Raw genomic sequence first — 22,768 nt, forward strand, 5'->3', positions numbered from 1 at the left:
TGCGGTGGACGCTACAATGCCGCGCGCCTCGCCGGAAGGTCAAAAAATGGAATGATCTCCGCATCTTTTTTGATGCTTTCGCCGGCTTCCTCGCCTGCGCCGTCTGCGAGAAAGGCTGCGATCGCGCCAAGCACGGGAGCCGCGCCGATGATGCGCCGGTGACCGAATCCGTTTGCCCAGAACAGCCGCACTCTATTTCCCGCCGCGCCGTAACGCCGGGCATGGTCCGCTGACACCTCCTTGTCGTCCTCGGCATGGATCACCAGAACCGGCCGGCCGATCGAGCCCGCCGTATTGCTCGCGTCGAAATCCTCGAGTCTCCGTCCAGTGACACGATGTACCTCAATCTCCAGCGCGGCCTGGGCAACGGGGCGAAGGCCGACCATCCGGCCGAAATCGGTAAAGAGCCAGGCCATCTCGCTCGGCGAGCCGATCAGGACCAGTCGCTCGCCGGTAACGGGCACCGCATCCGGGATCAGACCCGCCGCCGAAACCATCAGCGCCGCGCCCCCGAAGGAATGGCCGATCGCCGCATCGAATGCACCGAACCGCTCGCCTGCCGCCGCGATCGCCTCGACCGCGAGCCCCATATGCAGGAAGCGTCCGCCCGCGCACCCGTGGCCGGGAAAATCGAGCGCTATCACCTCGGCACCCGTCGCCGCCAGCATCGAAACGAGATCGGCCATGTAGACGGCGCTCGAGCCCCAGCCATGTGTGACGAGATAGCGCTTGCGCTGACCGAGCGCCCCGCCGTTCAACCGGTAGGCATGTGCTTTGGCGCCGCCGGCAAGCCTGAGGACGAAGCGCTCGGCGCCAGCAAGCCGTGCCGCGCCCGCCGCATGCGCCGCCTTCGCTTTCTCGCCCTTCGGCCGCGGCGATGGTGTGCGGCAGAACAGCCGGAATGCAACCCTGCCCGCCAGCCGCTGCGAAATTACCTGCAGAAGCCGAAATCCGAGGCGGGTGACCTCAAGCGCGAAATTTGCCATAGTGGGAATCCAAAAGACTGTTCAACACTGAACAATAAAGTACAACGATGAACAAAAATCAATCCCTACCCTGGGATCATCCGCGTTTTCGCAGCTGGATCGCGGTGGCTCGTGCCTGCCAGCTCATGCAACAGTCCCTGGCGCGCTCGCTTGCCGATCTCGACATCAAGCCGCCGCATCTCGATATCCTCGTCAATCTCTACCGTTTCGAGGCCATCTCGCAGCAGGAACTGGCGCGCAAGCTCCTCGTCGGCCGCTCCAATATGAGCATGCTGCTGCCGCAGATGGAGCAACGGGGTCTGATCGAGCGGCGCGGCGACGAGCGTGACAAGCGGGTGCTACGCCTTTATCTCACCGGAGAAGGCCGCAAAGTAACCGAGGCAGCGATGGCGATCCAGACCGACCTCATCGAACGTACGCTCTCGGAGGAGCCGATCGAGCAATGCATGGCGACCGCCACCTCGATGGAGCGCATCATCGCCGTACTGCTGAAAGATCTGCGCGACGACGATTGATCAATGCAGCGACGGCGCCGCCGATGTGCCGCTCAGCGAGCGGTATTCCCAGGCAGCGACGATGATCAGCACCAGCGTCGCCAGAATGCCGAGCAGGTAGACCTCGATGAAGGGGGCTGCGAAGGCCAGCAGGATCACCAGCACGAGGCCGGCAAGATGCGACAGCGGCATCTGGCCGCTGGTCGCGCCCTTGAACCACAGATTGCCGACGAGGAATAGGCCGGAGCCGCCGAGCACCGCCGCGGCGATGCCGACATCGCCCGTCTCGTGCGGATGCGAGAACATGAATTCAACCGCCACCGCATGCACGATGATGCCGGCCAGGATCGGGATATGCCCATAGGTGAAGGCCTGCCGCGCCAGGGCACCCGGCGTCTCCTCATGTTCGATGCGATGGGCGGCGCGCCCGTGGCCGAAGTGGAAATAGAGCCACCACATGGCGACCGTGCCGACGAAGCCGGTAACGAAGACGATGCTCGTCAGGCCTGAGATCGGCAATTCGGAAAACGTACGGCCGGAAACGAGAATCGCTTCACCGAGGCAGATGATAACGAAGAGCGCGCAGCGCTCGGCCATGTGCGCGCCGGACACGTCCCAATCGCTTGGGACCGAACGGCCGAGCCCGGGCACTGCAAAGCCTGCGGCTGGCCCGGCATATTCGATGACAAGTGCGATCACCCAGGCAATCAGCCGGGCTTCATGCTCCATGAGCCCGCCGGCGATCCAGAAGACGGCGGCGACCGCAAGCCAACTTGTGATGCGCACGAAATTCAGCGTATTGGCCCGGTCGACGCGCGTCATCGCATAGGTCGTAAACAGCGAGCGCCCGACCTGCATCGCCACGTAGGCGCCGACAAACAGCAGCCCCTTGTCGCCGAAGGCTTCGGGAATGGAGGCCGACAGCAGCAGCCCGAGCATCATCAGCACCACCAGCATGCCGCGCACCGGCATTTTCTCGGGATCGAGCCAGTTCGTCACCCAGGCGGTGAAGATCCACACCCACCAGACGGCGAAGGTCATCAGCGCCGCTTCGGCAGCACCCAGCGGCGTATAATGGGCGGCAAGCGCATGCGAAAGCTGCGAGATCGAAAAGACGAAGACCAAGTCGAAGAACAGTTCGAGGAAGGTCACCTTGCTGCCGGCCGCACTTCCCTTGGCGCGCAGCCAGTTCTTGCTATTCGCTTTCGCCATGTGTCCCCCGATGGCCATGGATTGAAATTCAGCGTGGCTTTTCCGACGTGTCGCGGTTCATGCCCTTTTCCCGGAGCTCGTCCTCATAGGCCGAAAACAGCTCCGCCCCCCGTTCGCCGAGTTCGCGCAGATAAGTCCAGGTGTAGATGCCGGTGTCGTGCATGTCGTCGAAACCGATCCGCACGGCGTAATTGCCGGTTGGCGTCATCGAGATAATCGCGACATTGCGTTTGCCTGATACCGTCACCTTCTGTCCAGGCCCGTGGCCCTGCACCTCGGCCGAGGGCGAGAGCACTCGCAGCAGCTCGGCCGACAGGTCGAAGCTCTGGCCGTCATTGAAGGTCACCACCAGCCGCTGCCGGTCTTTCGAAACGCGAAGTTCGCTCGGCCAGATATCGCTCATCTCAATCACCCTCTTTCCCCTGGAGAAGTAGGCGTTCGGCTTTTTCGAGGCAAGCGCAAATTAGCGTGTGCGAAATCCGTTTCCCTTGACGGGGCAATCACATATGCACAAATAGAAAGATGTCGCTTGAAAACGGGCTGGTGTCCGGCTTGCACTGCTACAATCCCGCCGCGGAGGAATTGGTGAATACGAGAGTGGGAACGATAGGTAACGCATCGCCGCTCGCGGCAGATGCACATCCGATGATCGACCCTTTCGGCCGGGCGGTCACCTATCTGCGCGTCTCCGTTACCGACCGCTGCGATTTCCGCTGCACCTATTGCATGGCCGAGAATATGACCTTCCTGCCGAAGAAGGATCTCTTGACGCTCGAAGAGCTGGACCGGCTCTGTTCCGCCTTCATCGCCAAGGGCGTGAGGAAGATCAGGTTGACCGGCGGCGAGCCGCTGGTGCGCAAGAACATCATGTATCTGGTGCGCAAGCTCGGCGAAAAGATCGGCGCCGGCCTCGATGAGCTGACGCTGACGACCAACGGCTCGCAGCTTTCCCGCCATGCCGCCGAGCTTTATGATTGCGGCGTACGCCGCATCAATGTCTCGCTCGATACGCTCGATCCCGACAAGTTCCGCAAGGTCACCCGCTGGGGCGATTTCGCTAAGGTCATGGAAGGCATCGACGCGGCGCAGAAGACCGGCATCAAGATCAAGCTCAACGCCGTGGCGCTGAAGAATTTCAACGATGCCGAGATGCCCGATCTCCTGCGCTTTGCCCACGGCCGCGGCATGGACCTCACCGTCATCGAAACCATGCCGATGGGCGAGATCGAAGAGGACCGCACCGATCAATATCTGCCGCTCTCCGAGCTGCGCGCCGATCTCGAACGTCAGTTCACGCTAACCGACATAGATTACCAGACCGGCGGCCCGGCGCGTTACGTCAGGATTACCGAGACCGGCGGCCGCCTCGGCTTCATCACGCCGATGACCCATAATTTCTGCGAGAGCTGCAACCGTGTGCGCCTCACCTGCACCGGCACGCTCTATATGTGCCTCGGCCAGAACGACGCCGCCGATCTCCGCGCCGCACTCCGCGCCACCGAAGACGACGCCCTCCTCCACGCCGCCATCGACGAGGCCATCACCCGCAAGCCGAAAGGCCACGACTTCATCATCGACCGCACCCATAACAGGCCGGCCGTGGCGCGGCATATGAGCGTCACCGGCGGGTGAGCCCCGGTCTGCGCAAAGCGGGGAGCGCTCGATCCAGTGATGATCCCAGGGCCAACGCCTGAGCCCAACCGAAGGGCCAGGGTGCGCCAAACTCCACTAGTATCCAGAAGTGTCCAGCAACACCTGCGAGAGCCTCACGGCACGACGGTCAGCGCCTAGCCACCCGGTGTTGCTCCAACCCATCACCCAGGCTTACGCGCGCAAATCGCAAACCGCTCCTGCACCATGCGCTCCAGCCCCCGCAGGAACGGCATCTTGCGCGCCTGCGCCCAGTGGATATCCGCGAGCTTGCGATCGACCACGATATCCGTAAAGCCGGCCTTGCTGAGAAGATCGACCACTGCTTCGGCCGGCATCTCCTTGGCGAAGTGCACGCGGGAGCGGATGTTCTGATGGCGCGCCATCATTTCAGCTGACATGTGGCTCGTCGGCGGCTTGCCCGTAATTTTCGTCCAGAGCTTCTGCAGGCCCTTGACCCACGTCTCCTTGCCCATATTGCCGTCGAGGATCAGCACCTTGCCGCCCGGCTTCAGCACTGAAAACCATTCCTTGAAAGCCGAAGCCGGGTCCACCAGCGTCCAGACGAGATGGCGGTTGGTGATGGCGTCGTAGCTGTCCCGCGGCTCCATGGTATTCTCGGCGTCGCCGGAAACGAAGCGGATATCGGTGCCGCGCTTCTTCGCCTTGGCGCGCGCCTGCGCCAGCATCGCGTCCGACCAGTCGAGCCCCGTCACCTTGAAGCCGGCATCGTTCATCAGATGCGAGATGACGGCCGTGCCGCAGGCGAGATCGAGCGCCGCACGCCCCTGCCCCTCGCCGAGATGCTTTCGGATCAGCCGCTGCCAGCCTTTCCGTTCGGCCTCCGAAAAAATTTCATGGCCGACGCTCTGGTCGAAGGTCGCGGCCCTTTCCGACCAGAAATCGCGGATTTCATCGCGGATGGAGTAGTTCGTGTTCATTGAATTCATCGCAGGCACCCCGGCATGGCATCAGTTTGGAAATGCTCTAAAACATATAACTTGATTCACAAAGTCATATTTCTTATGCCTGCGGACATTATTCAGACCTCGGGGGAATTTCCAGATGAATTTCGTGAAAATGCTCGCAGTCTCCGCTGCTGCGATTGCGAGCCTGATGCCGCTGTCGGCGCTCGCCCAATCCTTCACCGTCAAGGATGTGGCCGGCCGCGAAGTGAGCTTCGACAAGCCGGTCGAGCGTGTGATCCTTGGGGAAGGCCGCATGCTCTATGCCGTCGCGCCGATCGAGAAGGAAGACCCCTTCGCCAAGATCGTCGGCTGGCGCAACGATCTCTGGACCACCGACAAAGACGGCTTCAATGCCTATGTCGAGAAGTTTCCCAAAGGCAAGGACCTGCCCTTCCTCGGCAACTTGACCGACGGCACGCTGCAGACCGAAACGGTCGTCAAGCTGCACCCGGACGTGCTGCTGCTGCCGATCGGCAACAAGACGGCCGCCGACGAGGTGAAGCTCGAAGACATGCTCTCCGGCATCGGCGTCAAGATCGTCTACATCGATTTTCGCGAACATATTCTCGCCAACACCGAGCCGAGCTTGAAGATTCTCGGCAAGCTCTTCGGCCATGAGGACCGCGCCGAGGCCGTCGCCAGCTTCTGGAAGGAGCAGATGGCGCGCGTCACCGACAGGCTGAAGGCGGCCAATCCGCCGAAGCCCAATGTCTTCATGTATCGCGCCGCAGGCCTGGTCGAATGCTGCGGCACCTTCGGTCCCGATAATTTCGGCCTGATGGTCGATTTGGCCGGCGGCCACAATCTCGGCTCCGATTTCCTGCCGGGTTACACCGGCTCCATCAATGCCGAACAGGTCGTCGCTTCCAATCCGGAGGTCATCGTCGTCACCGGTTCCAACTGGAGCCAGACCAAGGATGCCAAGGATTTCGTCAATGTCGGCCCGAATGCCGCAGCCACCCTCGGCGATAGCCGCAAGGCGCTCAACACGCTGATGGAAAACCCGGCCTTCACCGGCTCCAAGGCAGTGGCCGGCGGCAATGTCCATGCGATCTGGCACCAGTTCTATACCAGCCCCTATCAGTTCGTCGCCGTCCAGCAGCTCGCCAAATGGTTCCACCCGAACCTCTTCGCCGATCTCGACCCGGATGCCACCTTCAAGGAGTTCCACGAGAAGTTCCTGCCGGTCGCCTATCAGCCGGGTTACTGGGTCGACGCCAAGGCGGGCAAGTAATCCGCGATGGCCGAGATCGCCGCCATATCGATCGAAGCCGAAGCCGGGCGGGAGCGCTACCGCGCCCTCGCCCGGCGCAAGCTGCTGATCCTTTTCGCCATGACAGCAGCACTTTGTCTGTCTTTCGCCGTCGATCTCGCCTGGGGGCCGGCCCGTTATAGTCTCGGCGAGGTCGTCTCCGCCCTCCTTGACCCCGCCTCCGTTTCCGATCAGATCCGCGCCGTCGTCTGGGACATCCGCATGCCGGTCGCTGTGATGGCGATCGTCGTCGGCGCCTCGCTCTCCGTCGCCGGCGCGCAGATGCAGACGATCCTCGCCAATCCGCTCGCTAGCCCCTTCACCTTAGGCATTTCGGCGGCGGCAAGCTTCGGCGCGGCGCTTGCGATCGTCACCACCGTTCCGCTTCTGCCTGTCGCAGCCGGCTTGCTGGTGCCGGTCAATGCCTTCATCATGGCGCTGATCGCCACCCTCTTCATCCATTTCGTCTCGCAGGCCCGCGGCGTTTCGGTGCAGACGGTGGTGCTGCTCGGCATCGCGCTGGTCTTCACCTTCAATGCCGCCCTCGCCTTCCTGCAATATCTCGCCTCCGAACAGGCGCTGTCGGCCGTCGTCTTCTGGACGATGGGTAGTCTCACCAAGGCCACCTGGCCGAAGATCTGGGTGACGCTCGCCGTCCTGCTGGCAGCGTTGCCGCTCTTTGCCCGCAACGCCTGGGCGCTGACCGCCATCCGCCTCGGCGAGGACAAGGCGGCAAGCTTCGGCGTCAATGTCCGCCGCATCCGCCTGGAAACCATGCTCGTCGTCTCGCTGCTTGCCGCGGTGCCGGTGAGCTTCGTCGGCACGATCGGCTTTGTCGGCCTCGTCGGCCCGCATATCGCGCGCATGATCCTCGGCGAGGATCAGCGCTTCTTCCTGCCGGGTTCGATCCTTTCGGGCGCCCTGCTGCTGTCGCTGACCTCGATCGTCTCGAAGTCGATCATCCCAGGCGTCGTCTTCCCGATCGGCATCATCACGGCGCTGGTCGGCGTGCCCTTCTTCTTCTCGCTCATCCTCTCGAACAGGAGGCGGTCATGGTAGCGCTTCAGTTGCAGTCGGTCGGCGCCTTTCACGGCCGCAAGCTCTTCGTCGAAGACGTAACGACGCCGGTGATGAGGTCAGGCGAGGTCGTGGCGGTGATCGGCCCGAACGCCGCCGGCAAGTCGACGCTCTTCAAGCGCATCACCGGCCTGCTCAAGGGGCCCGGTCATGTCGTCGTCGAAGGCTCGACGGCGAAAAACGCCATCAGCTACATGCCGCAGGATACGTCGGCAAATGCGGTGCTGACCGTCTACGAATCCATCCTGCTTGCCCGCAAGCAGGGCCAGTCCTGGGCCGTCGGCGATGGCGACCTGCGCTTCATCGACGAGATCATGGCAGCGCTCGATATCACCGCGCTCGCCTTCCGCGATCTCGGCGCGCTCTCCGGCGGCCAGCGCCAGCTCGTCTCGATCGCCCAGGCGCTCGTGCGCGAACCTGAAATCATGCTGATGGATGAACCCACAAGCGCCCTCGACCTCCACCGCCAGGTCGAAGTCCTCGACTTCATGCGCCGCAGGGCCCGCGCCAAAGGCATGCTCGTCCTGATTGCCATCCACGACCTCAACCAGGCCCTGCGCTTCGCCGACAAGGTGCTGGTCATCGCCAACGGCCGCATGCGCGCCTGCGGAGCGCCAAGAGATGTCGTTACCGCCGAAATGCTGCGGGAAATCTACAGAGTCGAAGCCCGGGTGGAGAGATGCTCGCTGGACCACGATCATGTGATCGTCGATGGGACGGCGCATTGACCCAGGGGAGCCTGTCCGGAGGGCGTCAATACCCGAGAGAGCCCATCCTTGAACGTTGCCGTTGCTGTATAGTGGGTTATGCGACGAGGATGCCTATTTCAGGATGAGAGTGGATGGGCATGCCGTCACGCCAAGAGGGCCTCGTAGCCCATCGGGCGAAGCCTCGAAGGACGAGGCGGGCACTCCACCCTGCCCGTCAGTCGATCAATCGCTGCGCGGTAAACTTGTCGGTCACAAGCATATCGATCACCCCGACGCGGAGCGCGCCGGCAATCGCGTCGGTCTTCTTGGCCCCACCGGCAAGGGCAATCACCCGGTCCACCCGCTCCAGATCCTCGAGCGGCAAGCCTATGACCCGGTCGTCCAGCGGAGTCTTGACCGGTTTGCCGTTCTTATCGAAGAAGCGAAGCGAGATATCGCCGACGGCGCCTGCTTCCGCGAGATCGGAGAGTTCGCGGGAGGAAAAGATATTGCCGGAGCGTGCGAGAAGTTCGGACGGTTCAACGGCGCCGATGCCGACGATTGCAAGCGTTATGCTGCCGAAGAGGTCCATCGTCTCACGGACGAACGGGTCGGCCTGCATCAGAAGCTTTGCTTCCCTTGACGTCGTCACGCCCTGCACGGGAAGCAGTTTCGGCTCGGCCCCGGTCAGCCGTGCAAGCCGCGTGGTCAGCTGCGTCGCATGCGTCTGCACGGAAGGATCGCCCATGCCGCCAAGGGTCTGGACGACATACTTCGCCTGAGCGCTCTTCTGCGGGTGAATGTTCTCGACCATCTTGAAGATGGTCTGGCTCCAGCTCGAAACGCCGATGATCTCCCCCGGCGCAAGCGTCACCTCCAGGAGATGTGCCGCCGCCTCGCCGATACGGGCCATGATGGCGCCGTCCCGGTCTTCCGTGCACTCGACGACGATCGCCTCCGGCAGACCGTATTTTTCGCGAAGCGCGCCCTCGAGCTCGCTATAGGTACCGACGGGCGGGATCACGCTGGTTCTCACGATATCTTCAGCTTCGGCACGCTTCAGCATGCGCGACACTGTCGCCTGCGACAGGCGAAGGTGCTCTGCGATCTCCGCCTGCCGCCGTCCCTCTATGTGGTACATCTGGGCGACCCTTGAAATGAGGCGGAGTTCGTTGAGGCGAGTCATCGCTAATCCCAGATTGAATTTTTATTCACCTTTAGCCTTTGTTTCGCGGGACGTCGAGCGGGCGAGCGCATCATTCCAGGTATCGAGAAGCACCCCACGATCCACGGGTTGCGGCTCGATGGTTTGCGTGTTTCGCGGCAACGCCGCGACAATTTCGAGATCGCTCCACAAGCCGAGTGACAGCCCCGCCAGATAGGCAGCGCCCAAAGCCGATGCCTCGGGTGCTTCGCATTGGATCACGGGATGTTCGATAAGATTCGAGACACACTGCATCAGGAAGCGGTTCTGGCTCGGTCCGCCATCCACATAGAGCGCGCCGAGTTCGCCGCCGCTCTGCGTCCGCATGGCCGCGATCACGTCATGCACCTGGAAAGCGATGGAATCGGTCACCGACCGGGCCATTTGCGCACGTGTCGTATTAAAGTTGATCTGGGAGAACAGGGCGCGGGCATCGGCATTCCAGTAAGGCGCCCCCAGCCCCACGAATGCCGGCACGAAGCCGGGTCCGCCCGGCTCGGCGCTCGCCGCAAGCTCGACGAGGGCCGCCACATCCGCAAGGCCGAGAATATCGGCCATCCAGGGAAGACTGGCGGCGCAAACGAGAATATTGCCTTCGAACGCGAAAGTCGGCTTTCCCCCAATACGCCATGCGACTGTGGTCGTGACGCCGTTGCGTGGAGGAATGAATTGCGAAAGCGTCGTCATGACCGAAGAGCCGGTCCCGAAGGTCACCTTGCCGTCGCTCGGCTTGAATGCCCCATGGCCGAACAGGGCGGCGTGGCTGTCACCGATCGCGGCCATGATCGGAGTGCCATCCGGCACCCCCGGCAATCCTTGCGTTCTGCCGAAATCGGCGGAGCTGTCGAGCACCTCGGGCAGCAGCGCGATATCCACGCCGAAGATCTCGCCGAGTTCCTCGCTCCATCTCTGCTCCCTGAGATCGAACAACTGGCTCCTGCCGGCATTCGAGGCGTCGCAGGCGTGCCGGCGCCCACCCGTCAGGCAGTGGACGAGCCAGCTGTCGATCGTGCCGAGCCGCACCGATCGCCCGGCCGGAATACGGTCGAGCAGCCAGCGGAATTTCGAACCCGGAAACATCGGGTCCAATGGCAGGCCGGTGAGCGCCTGCACCCGGTCAAGACGGCCTTCGGCAATCAGACGTTCGCAATCCTGCGCCGTTCGGCGGCACTGCCAGCTGACCACCGGCCCAAGCGCCTCTCCCGTTTCGGCGTCCCAGGCGGTGACCGATTCGCGCTGGTTGGAAATGGCCACGGCCTCGATAACAACATCGGAGCCGGCCTTCAGGCAGGCATCAACCGCTTCGCAGACCGAGGCGTAGAGCCGGCGCGGGGCTTGTTCGACCCAGCCCGGCTTCGGATAGGAGATGCCGACAGGCGCCGATCCTCTGCCGACGATTTCTCCCTTTTCGGAAACGAGAACTGCCTTTGAATTGGTCGTGCCCTGGTCGATTGCCAGAATTGCCCGCATTCTATCCTCCCCGGATCAGGCGACGGCCGAAACCGCAAAAGCGTTCGGCCAGTCTTGATCCCAGTTACTTCCGCTTGATCAGGGCCTGCGCGGCGTCGGCGATTGCGGACGGCGCCATCCCGAATTCGTCGAGCAGGAACTCTGCCGAACCTGTGGGGGCATAGACGCCGGGAACGCCGAGACGTTTCATCGGCACCGGGGCATTGTCGACCACCACTTCGGCGACCGCCGAGCCGAGCCCGCCAAAGATCGAATGCTCTTCGGCTGTGACGATCGCTCCGGTTTCCCTGGCTGCGGCGATGATCGCCTCCTCATCGATGGGACGAACCGTCGCAAGGTTGAGCACCCTGGCACTGACGCCGCGCTCAGCGAGGATTTCGGCAGCCTTCAGAATGCGATGCGTCAAAGTACCGTTGGCGATGAGGGTGATGTCGGAACCCTGGCGAAGGAGATTTGCCTTGCCAAGTTCGAATTTATGGCCTTCCGGAAGCAGGTCGGGCACGCCGACCCGTGACAGGCGCAGGAAACAGGGCCCGTCATAAGTCGCGGCCCACGCAACCGCAGCGGCGGTTTCGATGCGGTCGCAAGGCGCAATAACCGGAAGATTGGGCAAGACCCGTGTCCAGGCGAAGTCTTCGATCGAGTGATGGGTCGGACCGAGTTCGCCATAGGCCATGCCGGAGGAGATGCCGACCAGCTTGACGTTGGCATTCGAGTAGGAAATGTCGGCCTTGATCTGCTCCAGCGACCGCCCCGTCAGAAACGGAGCGGCAGCGCAGACGAATGGAAGACGTCCGCCGTTGGCGAGGCCTGCTCCGACGCCCACCATGTTCTGCTCTGCAATTCCGACATTGACGAGGCGTTCGGGAAATTTCGACTTGAAGCCGCCGAGCTTGGAAGAACCGACCGAGTCGTTGCAGACAGCAACGATCTTCTCGTTTTCAGTTGCCAGCCGCTCAAGCGTGGTGGCGAATGCGTCGCGGCAATCGTGGAGCTTGGGTGGGTTGATTGGCGCGTTCATTACAGTGCCTCCGACAATTCTGCCAATGCGATTTCGTATTGCTCTTTGCTCGGCACCTTATGGTGCCAGTCGACCCGGTCCTGCATGAACGAGATCCCATGGCCCTTGTTGGTGTGGGCGACGATGCAATGCGGTCTTGTTCCCCGGTATTCGAGAGCAGGAACGATCTCACTCATAGTGTTGCCGTTGATCTCGGTGACTTCCCAATCGAAGGCTTCAAGCTTCGGACGAAGCGGCGCGAGATCATTGGTTTCGGCGAGCGCCGCGCCCTGCTGAAACCTGTTGTGATCGATGACCAGCGTCAAGTTGTCGAGCTTGAATTGGGCTGCCGCCATGATCGCTTCCCAGTTGGAGCCCTCCTGCATCTCACCGTCGCCGGTGACGACGTAGGTGTGAAATTTCGCGCCCGAGAGCTTGGCGGCTTTCGCCATTCCGACTGCGACCGGGAGACCATGGCCGAGCGGCCCGGTATTCGTCTCGACGCCCGGAACCTTATTGCAATTCGGATGCCCGTTCAGCCGCGAATGCGGCTGCAGGAACGTGGAAATCTCCTCCTCCGGAATGAAGCCGCGTTTTGCGAGAGTCACATACAGGGCGCAGGCCGTATGTCCCTTTGAAAGAACGAACCTGTCGCGGTCGGGATGCTTGGGCTGATCCGGCCAGACATTCAGCACACGAAAATAGAGCGCCGTCAAAATGTCAATGACCGACATTTCCCCGCCAATATGGCCGGCGCCCGCTTCAAAGACCGCCTGAAGATCGCGCAATCGGATCTCGCGGGCGATGCGCTCAAGTTCTGTCGTATCCATCGATTCCTCGTGTGCATAAATATTCACTAATCAATATTTTTGCATAAGAAGCGGATTAGTCAACCCCCTTGTACTCAGCATCACAAACATCCGGTCAACGAAATCTAGTTGACAGCTTGAAAGCAAGTTGTTAATGAATTTTCCAGCAGCAGTGAATAATTATTCGCTCCTGAACCAATATCGGATACAGGCCTACGCAGAGGGAGGAGTAATGGTGGCGCTCGATATCAATGAACACAGGCTTTCGTCCGGTGCGTGGTTGAGCAAGCTCAAGGGAGCGACCGGCCCGCTCGTCGGATTGCTCGTGCTGTGCGTCTTTCTGAGCGTCAGCACAGACACGTTTCTTTCTGTTCGAAACGGGCTCAACATCCTCGACCAGATCACTGTTCTCGGCATCATGGCGGTCGGAATGACGTTCGTCATTCTGATCGGCGGCATCGATCTCTCCGTCGGCTCGGCACTCGCTTTGGCGATGATGGTCATGGGCTGGACAGCCAACGTCGCCGGCCTGCCGCTTCCCGTCGGGATCGCCTTTGCGCTGATCGCCTCGGCGGTATCGGGCCTGATTGTCGGACTGCTGGTGACGCAGTTCAGGGTTCCGGCCTTTATCGCCACTCTGGCAATGATGTCGGCTGCCCGCGGCGTTGCAAACATGATCACCGACGGCCAGCAGATCGTCGGCTTCCCCGACTGGTTCATGATGCTGGCGATCGATCGCCATTTCGGCGTCATGACCGCCACGGTCTTTCTGATGCTGGCGGTGGTTCTGGCGGCCTGGCTTTTCCTGCACTTCCGCTCCGAAGGCCGCATGCTCTATGCGGTGGGCGGAAATTCCGAAGTCGCACGCCTCGCCGGCATCAACGTCCCGCTCGTGACGATCGGCGTCTATGTCATGAGTGCCGGCCTTGCAGGCCTTGCCGGCGTCGTGCTCGCCGCCCGGCTGGATTCCGTCCAGCCGTCCAGTGGTCTCGGTTATGAACTGGACACCATCGCTGCGGTCGTCATCGGCGGCACCTCGCTCTCCGGCGGCGCCGGCGGCATCGGCGGAACGTTGATCGGCGTTCTGATCATCGGTGTGCTGCGCAACGGTCTCAACCTTCTCAACGTCTCGCCGTTCCTTCAGCAGGTGATCATCGGCATCGTCATCGTGCTTGCGGTCGGCGCAGAGACCATTCGTCGGCGTCGCGCCTGACGAGCGGGATCCGCCGCACTGGCGGACCTGGAATTCCGCCCCGGAAAATCGGGACGGATCTATACCCCGAGGGGGAGGACATACCCGAGGGTTCCATTAAACAACGGAGGAAATACAATGAAAATAGCGCGCACCATGCTCGCGTCTGCCGCACTGCTCGGTCTTATGCTCGGTCCCGTACACGCGGCGGAACTGAAGAAGCTGGGCCTCGCCGTTGCCAACCTTCAGGCAAACTTCTTCAACCAGATCAAGCAATCGGTCGAGGCCGAAGCCAAGAAGCGCGGCATCGAAGTCATTACGGTCGACGCCAAGGGCGACGGGCCGACGCAGGTCAACCAGATCCAAGATCTTCTGACCCAGAAAATCGACGCGCTGATCTATATTCCGGCCGGTGCGGCCGCGGCGAGCGTTCCGGTCAAGCTCGCGAAGAACGCCGGCATCCCGGTCGTAAACGTTGACCGCAATGCGGAAGGAGCGCCGGGCGATACGTTCCTTGCAACGGATTCCGTCGCCTCCGCCAAGGCTGTCTGCGACTACATCCTGAAGGAAGCCGGCGGCAAGGGGAAGATGGTCATCATCCACGGCCAGAAGGGCACGACGCCGGAAGTGGATCGCTCGAAGGGCTGCGCTCAATCTCTCAAGGCCTCCCCGGATGTAAAGGTCGTCGCTGAGCAGTACTCCAACATTTGGAGCCAGGATGAAGGCTTCCAGATCATGCAGAACATGCTTCAGGCCAACCCCGACGTCTCGATCGTATTCGCTCAGGCTGACGCTCTTGCACTCGGCGCCGCCCAGGCAATCAAGGTCGCGAAACCTTCCGGGAAAATCGTGGTCGGGGGCTTCGACGGCGACACCGCAGCGCTCGAAGCTCTCAGCAAGGGCGTCTTCGACGTTACGGCTACCCAGCAGACGCAGAAGATGGGCCGCGACGCGGTTGAAAATGCCGCCAAGCTTGTTGCCGGAGAGAAAGTACCGCCGATCCAGCTCATGGATGCCACGCTGACCACCAAGGAAAACGTTGCAGGCTTCATCGCCAACCATCCCTGATGAAGCCGAGGTCTTGAGGAGGTGTGCCATGACTGATCCCGTTCTTTCCCTGAGGGGCATATCCAAGTGGTATGGGCCGCTCCAGGTTCTGAAGAATGTCAGCCTGGACGTCTATCCGGGCGAAGTGGTTGCACTTCTCGGTGAAAACGGAGCGGGCAAGTCGACGCTGTCAGGCATCATTGCCGGATCCCGCACGCCCTCCGAAGGATCGATGACATGGCTGGGGCAACCTTACGCCCCGGCCACCCCGAGGGAAGCGATCGACAAGGGCGTTGTCCTGATCCACCAGGAGCTGCAGCTTCTGCCGCAGCTCTCGATCGCCGAAAACGTCTTCATCGGACGCTGGCCGATGAAGAACGGCGCCATCGACCGTGCCCAGATGGTTCGCCGAGCCCAGGACCAGCTCGCTCGCTTGAACCTTCACATACCTGCAACGCGAACGGTCGCCGGCCTCTCCACGGCAAATCAGCAACTTATCGAGATCGCCAAGGCGCTGGCGCTCAACGCAAAGCTGCTGATCCTCGATGAACCGACAGCCGCCCTTGGCGGTGCCGAGACCGAGGCTCTCTTCGAACAGGTCCGCAAGCTTCGCTCGGAAGGCGTCGGCATCGTCTACATTTCCCACCGCATGGAAGAGATCAAGAAAATCACCGACCGCATCGTCGTTCTTCGCGACGGCGAGCGGGTGCAGGAATTCTCGGACAGCGCGACCCCGGTGAGAACGATTGTCGAGAGTATGGTCGGACGCCCGCTCGACCGCTTGTTCCCCACCCTGCCCGTTCCAACAGACCGCCCGGTACTTCAGGTGTCCGGCCTGAGCTCGCCGGACAACGCGTTCCGCGACGTTACCTTCGAGGTGCGGGCCGGCGAAATTCTCGGCATCGCCGGATTGGTCGGCGCCGGGCGCACCGAACTGGTGCGTGCGATTTCGGGAGCAGATCCGATCAGCGCCGGTTCGATCAAGCTGGAAGGCGAGGAACTCAGGCTGCACGACCCGGCGGACGCGATCGCCAAGGGGATCGTGATGGTTCCGGAAGACCGCAAGGAACAGGGCCTGATCGTCGGGCACCGGATCAGCGAGAACATTGTCTACGCTAATCTCGACAAGCTGGGCCGTGGCTGGATCACGCCGCGCATCAAGCGCTCCTTTGCGGAAAAGGCGGTGGCGAAGTTCGGTGTCAAGGGCCGTGCCGAGCAGTACGCCTCGGACCTATCCGGCGGCAACCAGCAGAAGGTCGTGATCGCCAAGTGGCTCATGCGCGATCCCAAGGTTGTCGTGCTCGACGAACCGACGAGAGGCATCGACGTCGGCGCCCGCGCCGGCATCTACGACATCATCGTCAATCTTGCCAAACAGGGCGTGGCGGTCATTGTCGTAAGCTCGGACCTCGAGGAAGTTCTCGGCGTCTCCAATCGCATTCTCGTGCTTGCGCAAGGCAAGCAGGCGGGGATCCTCGATCGTGACCAGGCCAATGACGTTTCGGTCATGGAACTGGCTACCATCTAAAGCAATTCTAGCAAAAGTGTGCAGCGGTTTTGCGTCAGGAATTGCGTGAAAACAAAACAACAGAGAAAGGAAGAGCGGTGTCCGACATCACTCTGAATGCCCCGAAGCTTTTCGATCTCAGCGGCCAGGTTGCCATCGTTACCGGCGCCGGGAGCGGCATCGGGCAGCGCATTGCCATCGGCCTCGCGCAATGCGGCGCCGACGTGGCCCTGCTCGACCGCCGGACCGACGACGGACTGGCAACGACAGCCGAACATATACGCGCCGCCGGCCGCCGCTCGATCGAGATCGCGGCTGACGTCACGAACAAATCTTCCCTTGCAGATGCCGTCGCACGCACCGAAGCCGATCTCGGTGCACTGACGCTTGCGGTCAATGCAGCGGGCATCGCCAACGCCAATCCGGCAGAGGAGATGGAGGAGGATCAATATCAGACGCTGATGGATATCAACCTCAAGGGCATATTTCTGTCCAGCCAGGCCGAGGCCCGCGCCATGCTGAAGAATGGACGCGGCTCCATCGTCAACATCGCCTCCATGTCCGGTGTGATCGTCAACCGCGGGCTGAGCCAGGCGCATTACAACGCCTCCAAGGCGGGCGTCATCCACATGTCGAAGTCACTGGCGATGGAATGGGTCGGCCGTGGCATTCGTGTCAACACCATTTCCCCCGGATATACGGCAACGCCGATGAACACCCGTGCGGAGATGGTCCACCAGACCAAGCTCTTCGAAGAGCAGACGCCGATGCAGCGCATGGCGACGGTCGACGAGATGGTAGGGCCGGCGGTGTTCCTGCTGTCGAATGCGGCAAGTTTCGTGACCGGCGTCGATCTTCTCGTCGATGGCGGTTTCTGCTGCTGGTGATGCCTAAGAAGGCTCATTGCCGGGCCACTGGAAAATGAACGGTCTCGCCTCCTCCCTGGCTGAGACCGAGGCGCCGGAGGGTAACGGGCATGACGGCGTGCGATATCGTCGTCTGCCCGCCCTTCGCGCCGATCGAACGGGCGGTTGCGCCGAGATTTGCTGTTTATGTCAGGATACGAGGAAAGAGCATGAAACGCTTTGATCAAAAGACTGTCGTCATCACCGGGGGCAGCCGCGGCATCGGCGCTGCGATCGCCAGGCGCTTTGCGCGTGAGGGCGCCAATCTCGTCGTCTCGGCGAATGAAGACCTGGTCCACGGCGTTGCCGAAGGGATCAGGGCCGAAGGCGGCAAGGCGCTCTCCTTCATCGGCGATGTCACCGACAAGGCGAGCGTCACCGCGCTCTACGATGCGGCCGAAAAGGAATTCGGCACGGTCGACGTCTCGATCCAGAATGCCGGCGTCATCACCATCGCCCGCGTAGAGAACTTGACGGAGAACGAGTGGGACAAGGTCATGGCCGTCAACACCAAGGGCGTCTTCCTCTGCGCCCAGGAGGCCATTGCAAGAATGCGCAAGCACAAGCGCGGCGGCCGCATCATCAACACCGCCTCCGGCCAGGCACGCGACGGCTTCATCTACACGCCGCATTACGCCGCCTCGAAAATGGGCGTCGTCGGCATCACCCAGAGCCTGGCCAAGGAAGTCGCCACCGAAAACATCACCGTCAACGCATTCTGCCCCGGCATCATCGAGACCGACATGTGGGCCTATAACGACCAGGCCTGGGGCAAATTGCTCGGCAACTATGCCCCCGGCGAACTGATGAAGGAATGGGTCGAAGGCATCCCGATGAAACGCGCCGGCTCCGGCGAGGACGTCGCCGGTCTGGTCACCTTCCTCGCCAGCGACGACGCCGCTTACATCACCGGCCAGACGATCAATGTCGATGGCGGGTTGATCATGTCCTGAGCCCTCCGCAAGCGCAGGCGCAATGGTGGCCAGCCCCGTCCTTTCCCCTTGCGGGGCACCTCAGCAAGGATGATGCTGGAGAGAGGTCACAGTCCGCGACATCCACGATTAGCCCTCGTCCTGGAGGTGTGGAGGCCAAAGGCCGGAGCCTCGAAGGACGGGGGCGGGTGGCTCTACCTCCGAGATACGCTGGCCCCTCACCCATCCTACGTCCGGCTAATCGAAACCCCACCATCCGCCAGCATCGCCGTCCCCGTCACGAAACTCGATAGATCCGACGCCAGAAACAACGCCGCATTGGCGATCTCTTCCGGCCGAGCCATGCGCTTCAGCGCATGCAATCCCTCGACGAAGGCAAGCACTTCCGCCGTCGCGTCGGGCGCGTTGGTGATGCTGGCGGGCGTATCGGTGCCGCCGGGCAGAAGGGCGTTGACGCGGATGTTGCGCAACGCGAGCTCGGCGGCCAGCACCTGCACGAGACCGATCAAGCCGGCCTTGCTCGCCGCATAGGCCCCCATGCCGGGCATGCCGGCGGTGTAGCCGACGAAGGTGGAGGTGAAGATCAGCGAACCGCCGCCCTCTCCCATTGCCGCCGACTGGTGTTTGGCGCCGAGGAAGGCGGCGGTGAGATTGGTCTCGATCGTCTCGCGCCAACCCTCCAGCGACAATCCGGCAACCGGCCCCATCTCGCCGAGACCGCCGGCATTGTTGAAGGCGATATCGAGTTTGCCGAAACGGGAGACCGCCGTTTCGGCCAGTCTTGCCTGCAGCGCCTCGTCCCTGACATCGCCGGCAACGGCGACAGCCTCTCCGCCTTCTGCTTCGATTTCGGCGACGACGGCATCGAGTGCATCCTGCCGCCGACCGTTGATCACCAGCTTCGCGCCTTGCCGTGCAAAAACCTTCGCCGCCGCGCAGCCGATGCCCGAGCTTGCACCGGTGACGATCGCGGTTTTACCATTAAGAAGTGTCATATCCGTTTCTCCTCAGCTGTTGAGACATCCCAGATCTCAAACATCTGACGGTGCAGCCACCCGTTTCCCGCGCGCAAAAACAAAATCCGCCGATGACAGATGGTTTTGGCCGGATCAGTGCCCTCGGTGTTCATATCCGAAATACCGGATTCGTCAGATAAAACGGTAAGTTGCCGCGGTTTCCGCAGAGGCGCCTGCCGTCACGTCAGCACCATTGTGCGTCACATCATCGATTTATCCTGGGTGTGACATTCATTCGATTCCCTTCACGTATCTTCCCGACTAAGAAGGGGCGCACAGGTAAAGGGAATCTCTTCATGCCGCGGTCACGCAATACTGAGGGCGCCATCTATATGAGCATGGCGATGGCCGGCTTTTCGGCGAGCGATGCCCTCTCCAAATCGGTGGTCGCCTCTATGAATGCCGGCGAGATCATGTTCCTGCGGGGCCTCTTCACCAGCCTGCTCGTCTATCTCATCGCCAGGAAAATGGGCGCTCTGCGCTCCTGGCGCGTCGTGCTGCAGCCGATCATTATCCTGCGCATCATCTGCGAGATGTTTTCCGCCGTCACCTATATCACCGCACTCGGCATGATGCCGATCGCCAATGCCTCGGCGATCCTGCAATCGCTGCCGCTGATCGTCACCTTTGGCGCCGCGCTCTTCTTCAACGAGCCCGTCGGCTGGCGGCGCTGGTCGGCGATCCTCGTCGGCCTCCTCGGTGTCATGATCATCATCCGCCCCGGCCCCGAAGGCTTCACCCCCGCCGCTCTCCTCTGCGTCGCCGCGGTGCTGACGACGGCCGGCCGCGATCTCGCCACCCGCTCGATCGATCCGGAGATTCCGTCGTTGATGATCACCGTCATCACCGCGACCTCCATCTCCTTCTTCGGCGCGCTTCTCATCCCCGTGCTCGGCGGCTGGCAGCCGGTCAGCGCGACTTCCCTTGGACATCTCCTGCTCGCCTCGGTGCTGGTGCTCGTCGGCTATCAATCGGTCATCCTCGCCATGCGCACCGGGGAAATTTCCTTCGTCGCGCCCTTCCGCTATACCAGCCTGATCTTCTCCTCGCTGCTCGGCTTTTTCTTCTTCGCCGAAGTGCCCGACAGCTGGACGCTCCTGGGTGCCGCAATCGTCATCGCTTCCGGCCTCTATACGTTCTATCGTGAAGCCAAGCGCCGCGTGCCCCCGATCGCGCAGGAATCGGCGCCGCGCTCACCGGTTTGAGGCAGGATGATGACTGAATTCCCGCTCGACAGATCCGTAATAGCAGGCGTCGTGCTGGCCGGCGGCCGCTCGCAACGCATGGGGCGCGACAAGGCGGAGGTGATGCTCGGAACCGACAGCCTGCTCCGCCATGTACTGCTCCGTCTCTCGCAGCAGGTCAGCTCCGTTGCCGTCAATGCCGACGCAGTCGCCGAGGACGTGCCTGCTATTCCCGACCACATTCCTGGCAAGGCCGGGCCGATGGCCGGCATCCACGCGGCCATGGTCTACGGCGCCGGCCTTCCGGCGATTACCCACGTCGTCACCGTCTCTGTGGATTGCCCGTTCTTTCCCATCGATCTCGTCGCCCGCCTGGCCGCAGCCCTGGAGCGCCCGCCGCAGATCGCCATTGCCGCCTCCGAGGGCCGCAGTCATCCTGTCTTCGGTCTCTGGCCGGTGACACTGGCGGCCGATCTGGAAGCCTGGATCGCTACCGACGAGAAACGCCGCGTGCGCGACTTCCTGTTGCGGCATGACGTTACGGAAGTGGCGTTTCCACTGCATCCGACCCGTGCCAGCCTGCTCGACCCCTTCTTCAACATCAACACGCCGGATGATCTCATCGAGGCGCAACGCTGGCTGGAGGCCCTGCGCACATGACCGCACCGAAAATCTTCGGCATCGCCGGCTGGAAGAACTCGGGCAAAACAGGGCTCGCCGTCCGGCTGGTGACGGAATTCACCCGCCGCGGCTACCGGATCTCGACGATCAAGCATGCGCATCATGATTTCGACATCGACAAGGTCGGAGCCGACAGCTACCGCCACCGCCAGGCCGGCGCCCACGAGGTCACCATCGTCTCCGGCACCCGCTACGCCATCATGCACGAACTGCGCGGCGCGCCAGAACCTGCATTCGAAGAAATCCTCGCCCGTCTCGCCCCCTGCGATCTCGTCCTGATCGAAGGCTACAAGCGCGAACCGATCCCGAAGATCGAGGCCCGCCGCCTGGAAGCCGCCAATCGCGAGCCGCTGGCGCCGAGCGATCCTCATATCTGCGCGATCGCCGCCGATCACGCCGTCATGGACACGTTCCTGCCCGTCTTCGATCTCGACGACACAGGCGCCATCGCCGATTTCATCGCAGCGACCGTCGGGCTTGAGGAGATCCGATAGAGGGTCTCGAATCCGGCCGGCGACGAGATCTATCCTCTATAGCGAAGCGCATCGATGACAAGAGCAAATGCCGGGGAGGTATGCCGGCGGCTCGGATAGTAGAGATGGTAGCCCGGAAACGGCGGACACCAGTCCTCGAGGACGCGCACCAGCCGGCCCTCGGCCAGCGGCGCCTCGACCAGGTCCTCCGGTAGAAAGGCAAGTCCCATCCCCGCCGAAACCGCGCTCAGCCGGAGCGCTATATTATTGAAGACCAGTTGCCCGTCGACTCGAACCTTGAGCTCACGTCCGTCCTTCTCGAACTCCCACGCATAAACGCCGCCATAGGTCGGGAGGCGCAGATTGATGCAATTATGATCGGTCAGATCCTGCGGCGTCAGCGGCTTCGGCCTGTGGGCGAAATAGGCGGGCGTGCCGACCACAGCCATGCGCATGTCGGGGCCGATGCGGACGGCAATCATATCTTTCGCCACCTGTTCCCCCAGCCGCACGCCGGCATCGTAACGTTCCGCAACGATGTCCGTCAGGCCATAATCGACGATGATCTCGACATTAATGTCGGGATAATTCGGCAGGAGCTTTTCCAGGACTGGCCATAGGACGAAATCGGCTGCGTGTTCGCCCGCATTGATGCGGATCGTGCCCGCCGGCTTTTCCCGAAAATCGCTCAATGCGGCCAGCTCGCTTTCGATCTCATCCAACCGCGGCCCGATGGAGACGAGCAGGCGTTCGCCGGCCTCCGTCGGCGAGACGCTGCGCGTCGTCCGTGTCAGCAATCTCAGACCCAGCCGCTCCTCAAGGCCGCGAATGGTGTGGCTGAGCGCTGATTGTGAAACACCCAGCTTGCCCGCGGCCTTGGTGAAGCTTTGCGCCCGGGCAACGGCGAGGAAAGCGATAAGGTCGTTGACGGCAGGGCGCGACATTTATGAAAATCCCTCATGGGTCCTTGTCGTTTATACCATCTAATCGAAACCAAGCACACGCGCTAACTATCCTGTC

General features: G+C 62.0%; 23 protein-coding genes. 13 read left to right on the plus strand and 10 right to left on the minus strand.

The window, feature by feature from the left end:
* Positions 1–11: 11 nt before the first annotated feature.
* Positions 12–986 carry an alpha/beta fold hydrolase gene (locus Tal182_RS12920; protein ID WP_085859665.1) on the minus strand — a complete coding sequence of 325 codons (975 nt, stop codon included), beginning with the start codon at positions 984–986 and terminating at the stop codon, positions 12–14.
* Positions 987–1,033: 47 nt separating this feature from the next.
* Between Tal182_RS12920 and Tal182_RS12925 the strand changes: the two genes are divergently transcribed.
* Entirely contained in the window at positions 1,034–1,501 is a 468-nt protein-coding gene (locus tag Tal182_RS12925; RefSeq protein WP_064803048.1) for a MarR family transcriptional regulator, read from the plus strand.
* Here the strand turns inward: Tal182_RS12925 and Tal182_RS12930 are convergent, their stop codons facing one another.
* Both Tal182_RS12930 and Tal182_RS12935 read right to left on the minus strand, forming a co-directional pair.
* Positions 1,502–2,692, minus strand: coding sequence for a low temperature requirement protein A (locus Tal182_RS12930; RefSeq protein ID WP_085860924.1), 1,191 nt, complete (start codon positions 2,690–2,692; stop codon positions 1,502–1,504).
* 28 nt (positions 2,693–2,720) lie between these two features.
* Entirely contained in the window at positions 2,721–3,095 is a 375-nt protein-coding gene (locus Tal182_RS12935; RefSeq protein ID WP_064803049.1) for a DUF971 domain-containing protein, read from the minus strand.
* Positions 3,096–3,277: 182 nt separating this feature from the next.
* On the opposite strand from Tal182_RS12935, the gene moaA reads away from it, so the two are divergent.
* Positions 3,278–4,324, plus strand: a complete 1,047-nt coding sequence (gene moaA / locus Tal182_RS12940; RefSeq protein WP_085860925.1) for a GTP 3',8-cyclase MoaA — start codon at positions 3,278–3,280, stop codon at positions 4,322–4,324.
* Positions 4,325–4,506: 182 nt separating this feature from the next.
* On the opposite strand, the gene Tal182_RS12945 is transcribed toward moaA, so the two are convergent.
* Positions 4,507–5,292, minus strand: a complete 786-nt coding sequence (locus tag Tal182_RS12945; protein ID WP_085859666.1) for a methyltransferase domain-containing protein — start codon at positions 5,290–5,292, stop codon at positions 4,507–4,509.
* Positions 5,293–5,407: 115 nt separating this feature from the next.
* On the opposite strand from Tal182_RS12945, the gene Tal182_RS12950 reads away from it, so the two are divergent.
* Genes Tal182_RS12950 through Tal182_RS12960 form a run of 3 tightly spaced genes read left to right on the plus strand, consistent with a single transcriptional unit; the run spans position 5,408 to position 8,367 of the window.
* Complete coding sequence (locus Tal182_RS12950) at positions 5,408–6,544, plus strand: ABC transporter substrate-binding protein (RefSeq protein WP_085859667.1); 1,137 nt, start codon at positions 5,408–5,410, stop codon at positions 6,542–6,544.
* Positions 6,545–6,550: 6 nt separating this feature from the next.
* Positions 6,551–7,621 carry an iron ABC transporter permease gene (locus Tal182_RS12955; RefSeq protein ID WP_085859668.1) on the plus strand — a complete coding sequence of 357 codons (1,071 nt, stop codon included), beginning with the start codon at positions 6,551–6,553 and terminating at the stop codon, positions 7,619–7,621.
* On the plus strand, positions 7,615–8,367 hold the full coding sequence (locus Tal182_RS12960) for an ABC transporter ATP-binding protein (protein ID WP_085859669.1): 753 nt from the start codon (positions 7,615–7,617) through the stop codon (positions 8,365–8,367). Before Tal182_RS12955 ends, Tal182_RS12960 begins: the two co-directional genes overlap by 7 nt.
* 196 nt (positions 8,368–8,563) lie before the next feature.
* On the opposite strand, the gene Tal182_RS12965 is transcribed toward Tal182_RS12960, so the two are convergent.
* From Tal182_RS12965 to Tal182_RS12980, 4 genes are all read right to left on the minus strand, one after another.
* Complete coding sequence (locus Tal182_RS12965) at positions 8,564–9,514, minus strand: sugar-binding transcriptional regulator (protein WP_064810526.1); 951 nt, start codon at positions 9,512–9,514, stop codon at positions 8,564–8,566.
* A 21-nt stretch (positions 9,515–9,535) separates the two neighbouring features.
* The gene (locus tag Tal182_RS12970; RefSeq protein ID WP_085859670.1) at positions 9,536–11,002 is read right to left on the minus strand and encodes an FGGY-family carbohydrate kinase; all 1,467 of its coding nucleotides are present in this window, start codon (positions 11,000–11,002) and stop codon (positions 9,536–9,538) included.
* Between the two features lie 64 nt (positions 11,003–11,066).
* Complete coding sequence (locus tag Tal182_RS12975) at positions 11,067–12,023, minus strand: transketolase family protein (RefSeq protein ID WP_064803060.1); 957 nt, start codon at positions 12,021–12,023, stop codon at positions 11,067–11,069.
* Positions 12,023–12,832 carry a transketolase gene (locus Tal182_RS12980; RefSeq protein WP_085859671.1) on the minus strand — a complete coding sequence of 270 codons (810 nt, stop codon included), beginning with the start codon at positions 12,830–12,832 and terminating at the stop codon, positions 12,023–12,025. The genes Tal182_RS12975 and Tal182_RS12980 overlap by 1 nt, the downstream gene beginning before the upstream one ends.
* Positions 12,833–13,043: 211 nt before the next feature.
* Between Tal182_RS12980 and Tal182_RS12985 the strand changes: the two genes are divergently transcribed.
* The 5 genes from Tal182_RS12985 to Tal182_RS13005 all read left to right on the plus strand — a co-directional run bounded on the left by Tal182_RS12985 (position 13,044) and on the right by Tal182_RS13005 (position 18,415).
* Entirely contained in the window at positions 13,044–14,024 is a 981-nt protein-coding gene (locus Tal182_RS12985; RefSeq protein WP_085859672.1) for an ABC transporter permease, read from the plus strand.
* A 117-nt stretch (positions 14,025–14,141) separates the two neighbouring features.
* Positions 14,142–15,071, plus strand: a complete 930-nt coding sequence (locus Tal182_RS12990) for a sugar ABC transporter substrate-binding protein (RefSeq protein WP_085859673.1) — start codon at positions 14,142–14,144, stop codon at positions 15,069–15,071.
* Between the two features lie 28 nt (positions 15,072–15,099).
* A complete protein-coding gene (locus Tal182_RS12995) occupies positions 15,100–16,578 on the plus strand; it encodes a sugar ABC transporter ATP-binding protein (RefSeq protein WP_085859674.1) in 1,479 nt (492 codons plus the stop codon).
* Between the two features lie 77 nt (positions 16,579–16,655).
* A complete protein-coding gene (locus tag Tal182_RS13000) occupies positions 16,656–17,444 on the plus strand; it encodes an SDR family oxidoreductase (protein WP_064803068.1) in 789 nt (262 codons plus the stop codon).
* Between the two features lie 188 nt (positions 17,445–17,632).
* Positions 17,633–18,415 carry a glucose 1-dehydrogenase gene (locus tag Tal182_RS13005; RefSeq protein WP_064806178.1) on the plus strand — a complete coding sequence of 261 codons (783 nt, stop codon included), beginning with the start codon at positions 17,633–17,635 and terminating at the stop codon, positions 18,413–18,415.
* 206 nt (positions 18,416–18,621) lie between these two features.
* On the opposite strand, the gene Tal182_RS13010 is transcribed toward Tal182_RS13005, so the two are convergent.
* Entirely contained in the window at positions 18,622–19,389 is a 768-nt protein-coding gene (locus tag Tal182_RS13010) for an SDR family oxidoreductase (protein WP_085859675.1), read from the minus strand.
* 317 nt (positions 19,390–19,706) lie between these two features.
* On the opposite strand from Tal182_RS13010, the gene Tal182_RS13015 reads away from it, so the two are divergent.
* Genes Tal182_RS13015 through mobB form a run of 3 tightly spaced genes read left to right on the plus strand, consistent with a single transcriptional unit; the run spans position 19,707 to position 21,769 of the window.
* On the plus strand, positions 19,707–20,615 hold the full coding sequence (locus Tal182_RS13015; protein ID WP_085859676.1) for a DMT family transporter: 909 nt from the start codon (positions 19,707–19,709) through the stop codon (positions 20,613–20,615).
* A gap of 9 nt (positions 20,616–20,624) precedes the next feature.
* Positions 20,625–21,254, plus strand: coding sequence for a molybdenum cofactor guanylyltransferase MobA (gene mobA, locus Tal182_RS13020; protein WP_064806180.1), 630 nt, complete (start codon positions 20,625–20,627; stop codon positions 21,252–21,254).
* Positions 21,251–21,769, plus strand: coding sequence for a molybdopterin-guanine dinucleotide biosynthesis protein B (gene mobB, locus Tal182_RS13025; protein ID WP_064803075.1), 519 nt, complete (start codon positions 21,251–21,253; stop codon positions 21,767–21,769). The genes mobA and mobB overlap by 4 nt, the downstream gene beginning before the upstream one ends.
* 29 nt (positions 21,770–21,798) lie before the next feature.
* On the opposite strand, the gene Tal182_RS13030 is transcribed toward mobB, so the two are convergent.
* Positions 21,799–22,692, minus strand: a complete 894-nt coding sequence (locus Tal182_RS13030; protein WP_085859677.1) for a LysR family transcriptional regulator — start codon at positions 22,690–22,692, stop codon at positions 21,799–21,801.
* Positions 22,693–22,768: the final 76 nt, after the last annotated feature.

It is taken from the genome of Rhizobium sp. TAL182 (assembly GCF_002117725.1).
Classification (GTDB): Bacteria; Pseudomonadota; Alphaproteobacteria; order Rhizobiales; family Rhizobiaceae; genus Rhizobium; species Rhizobium esperanzae.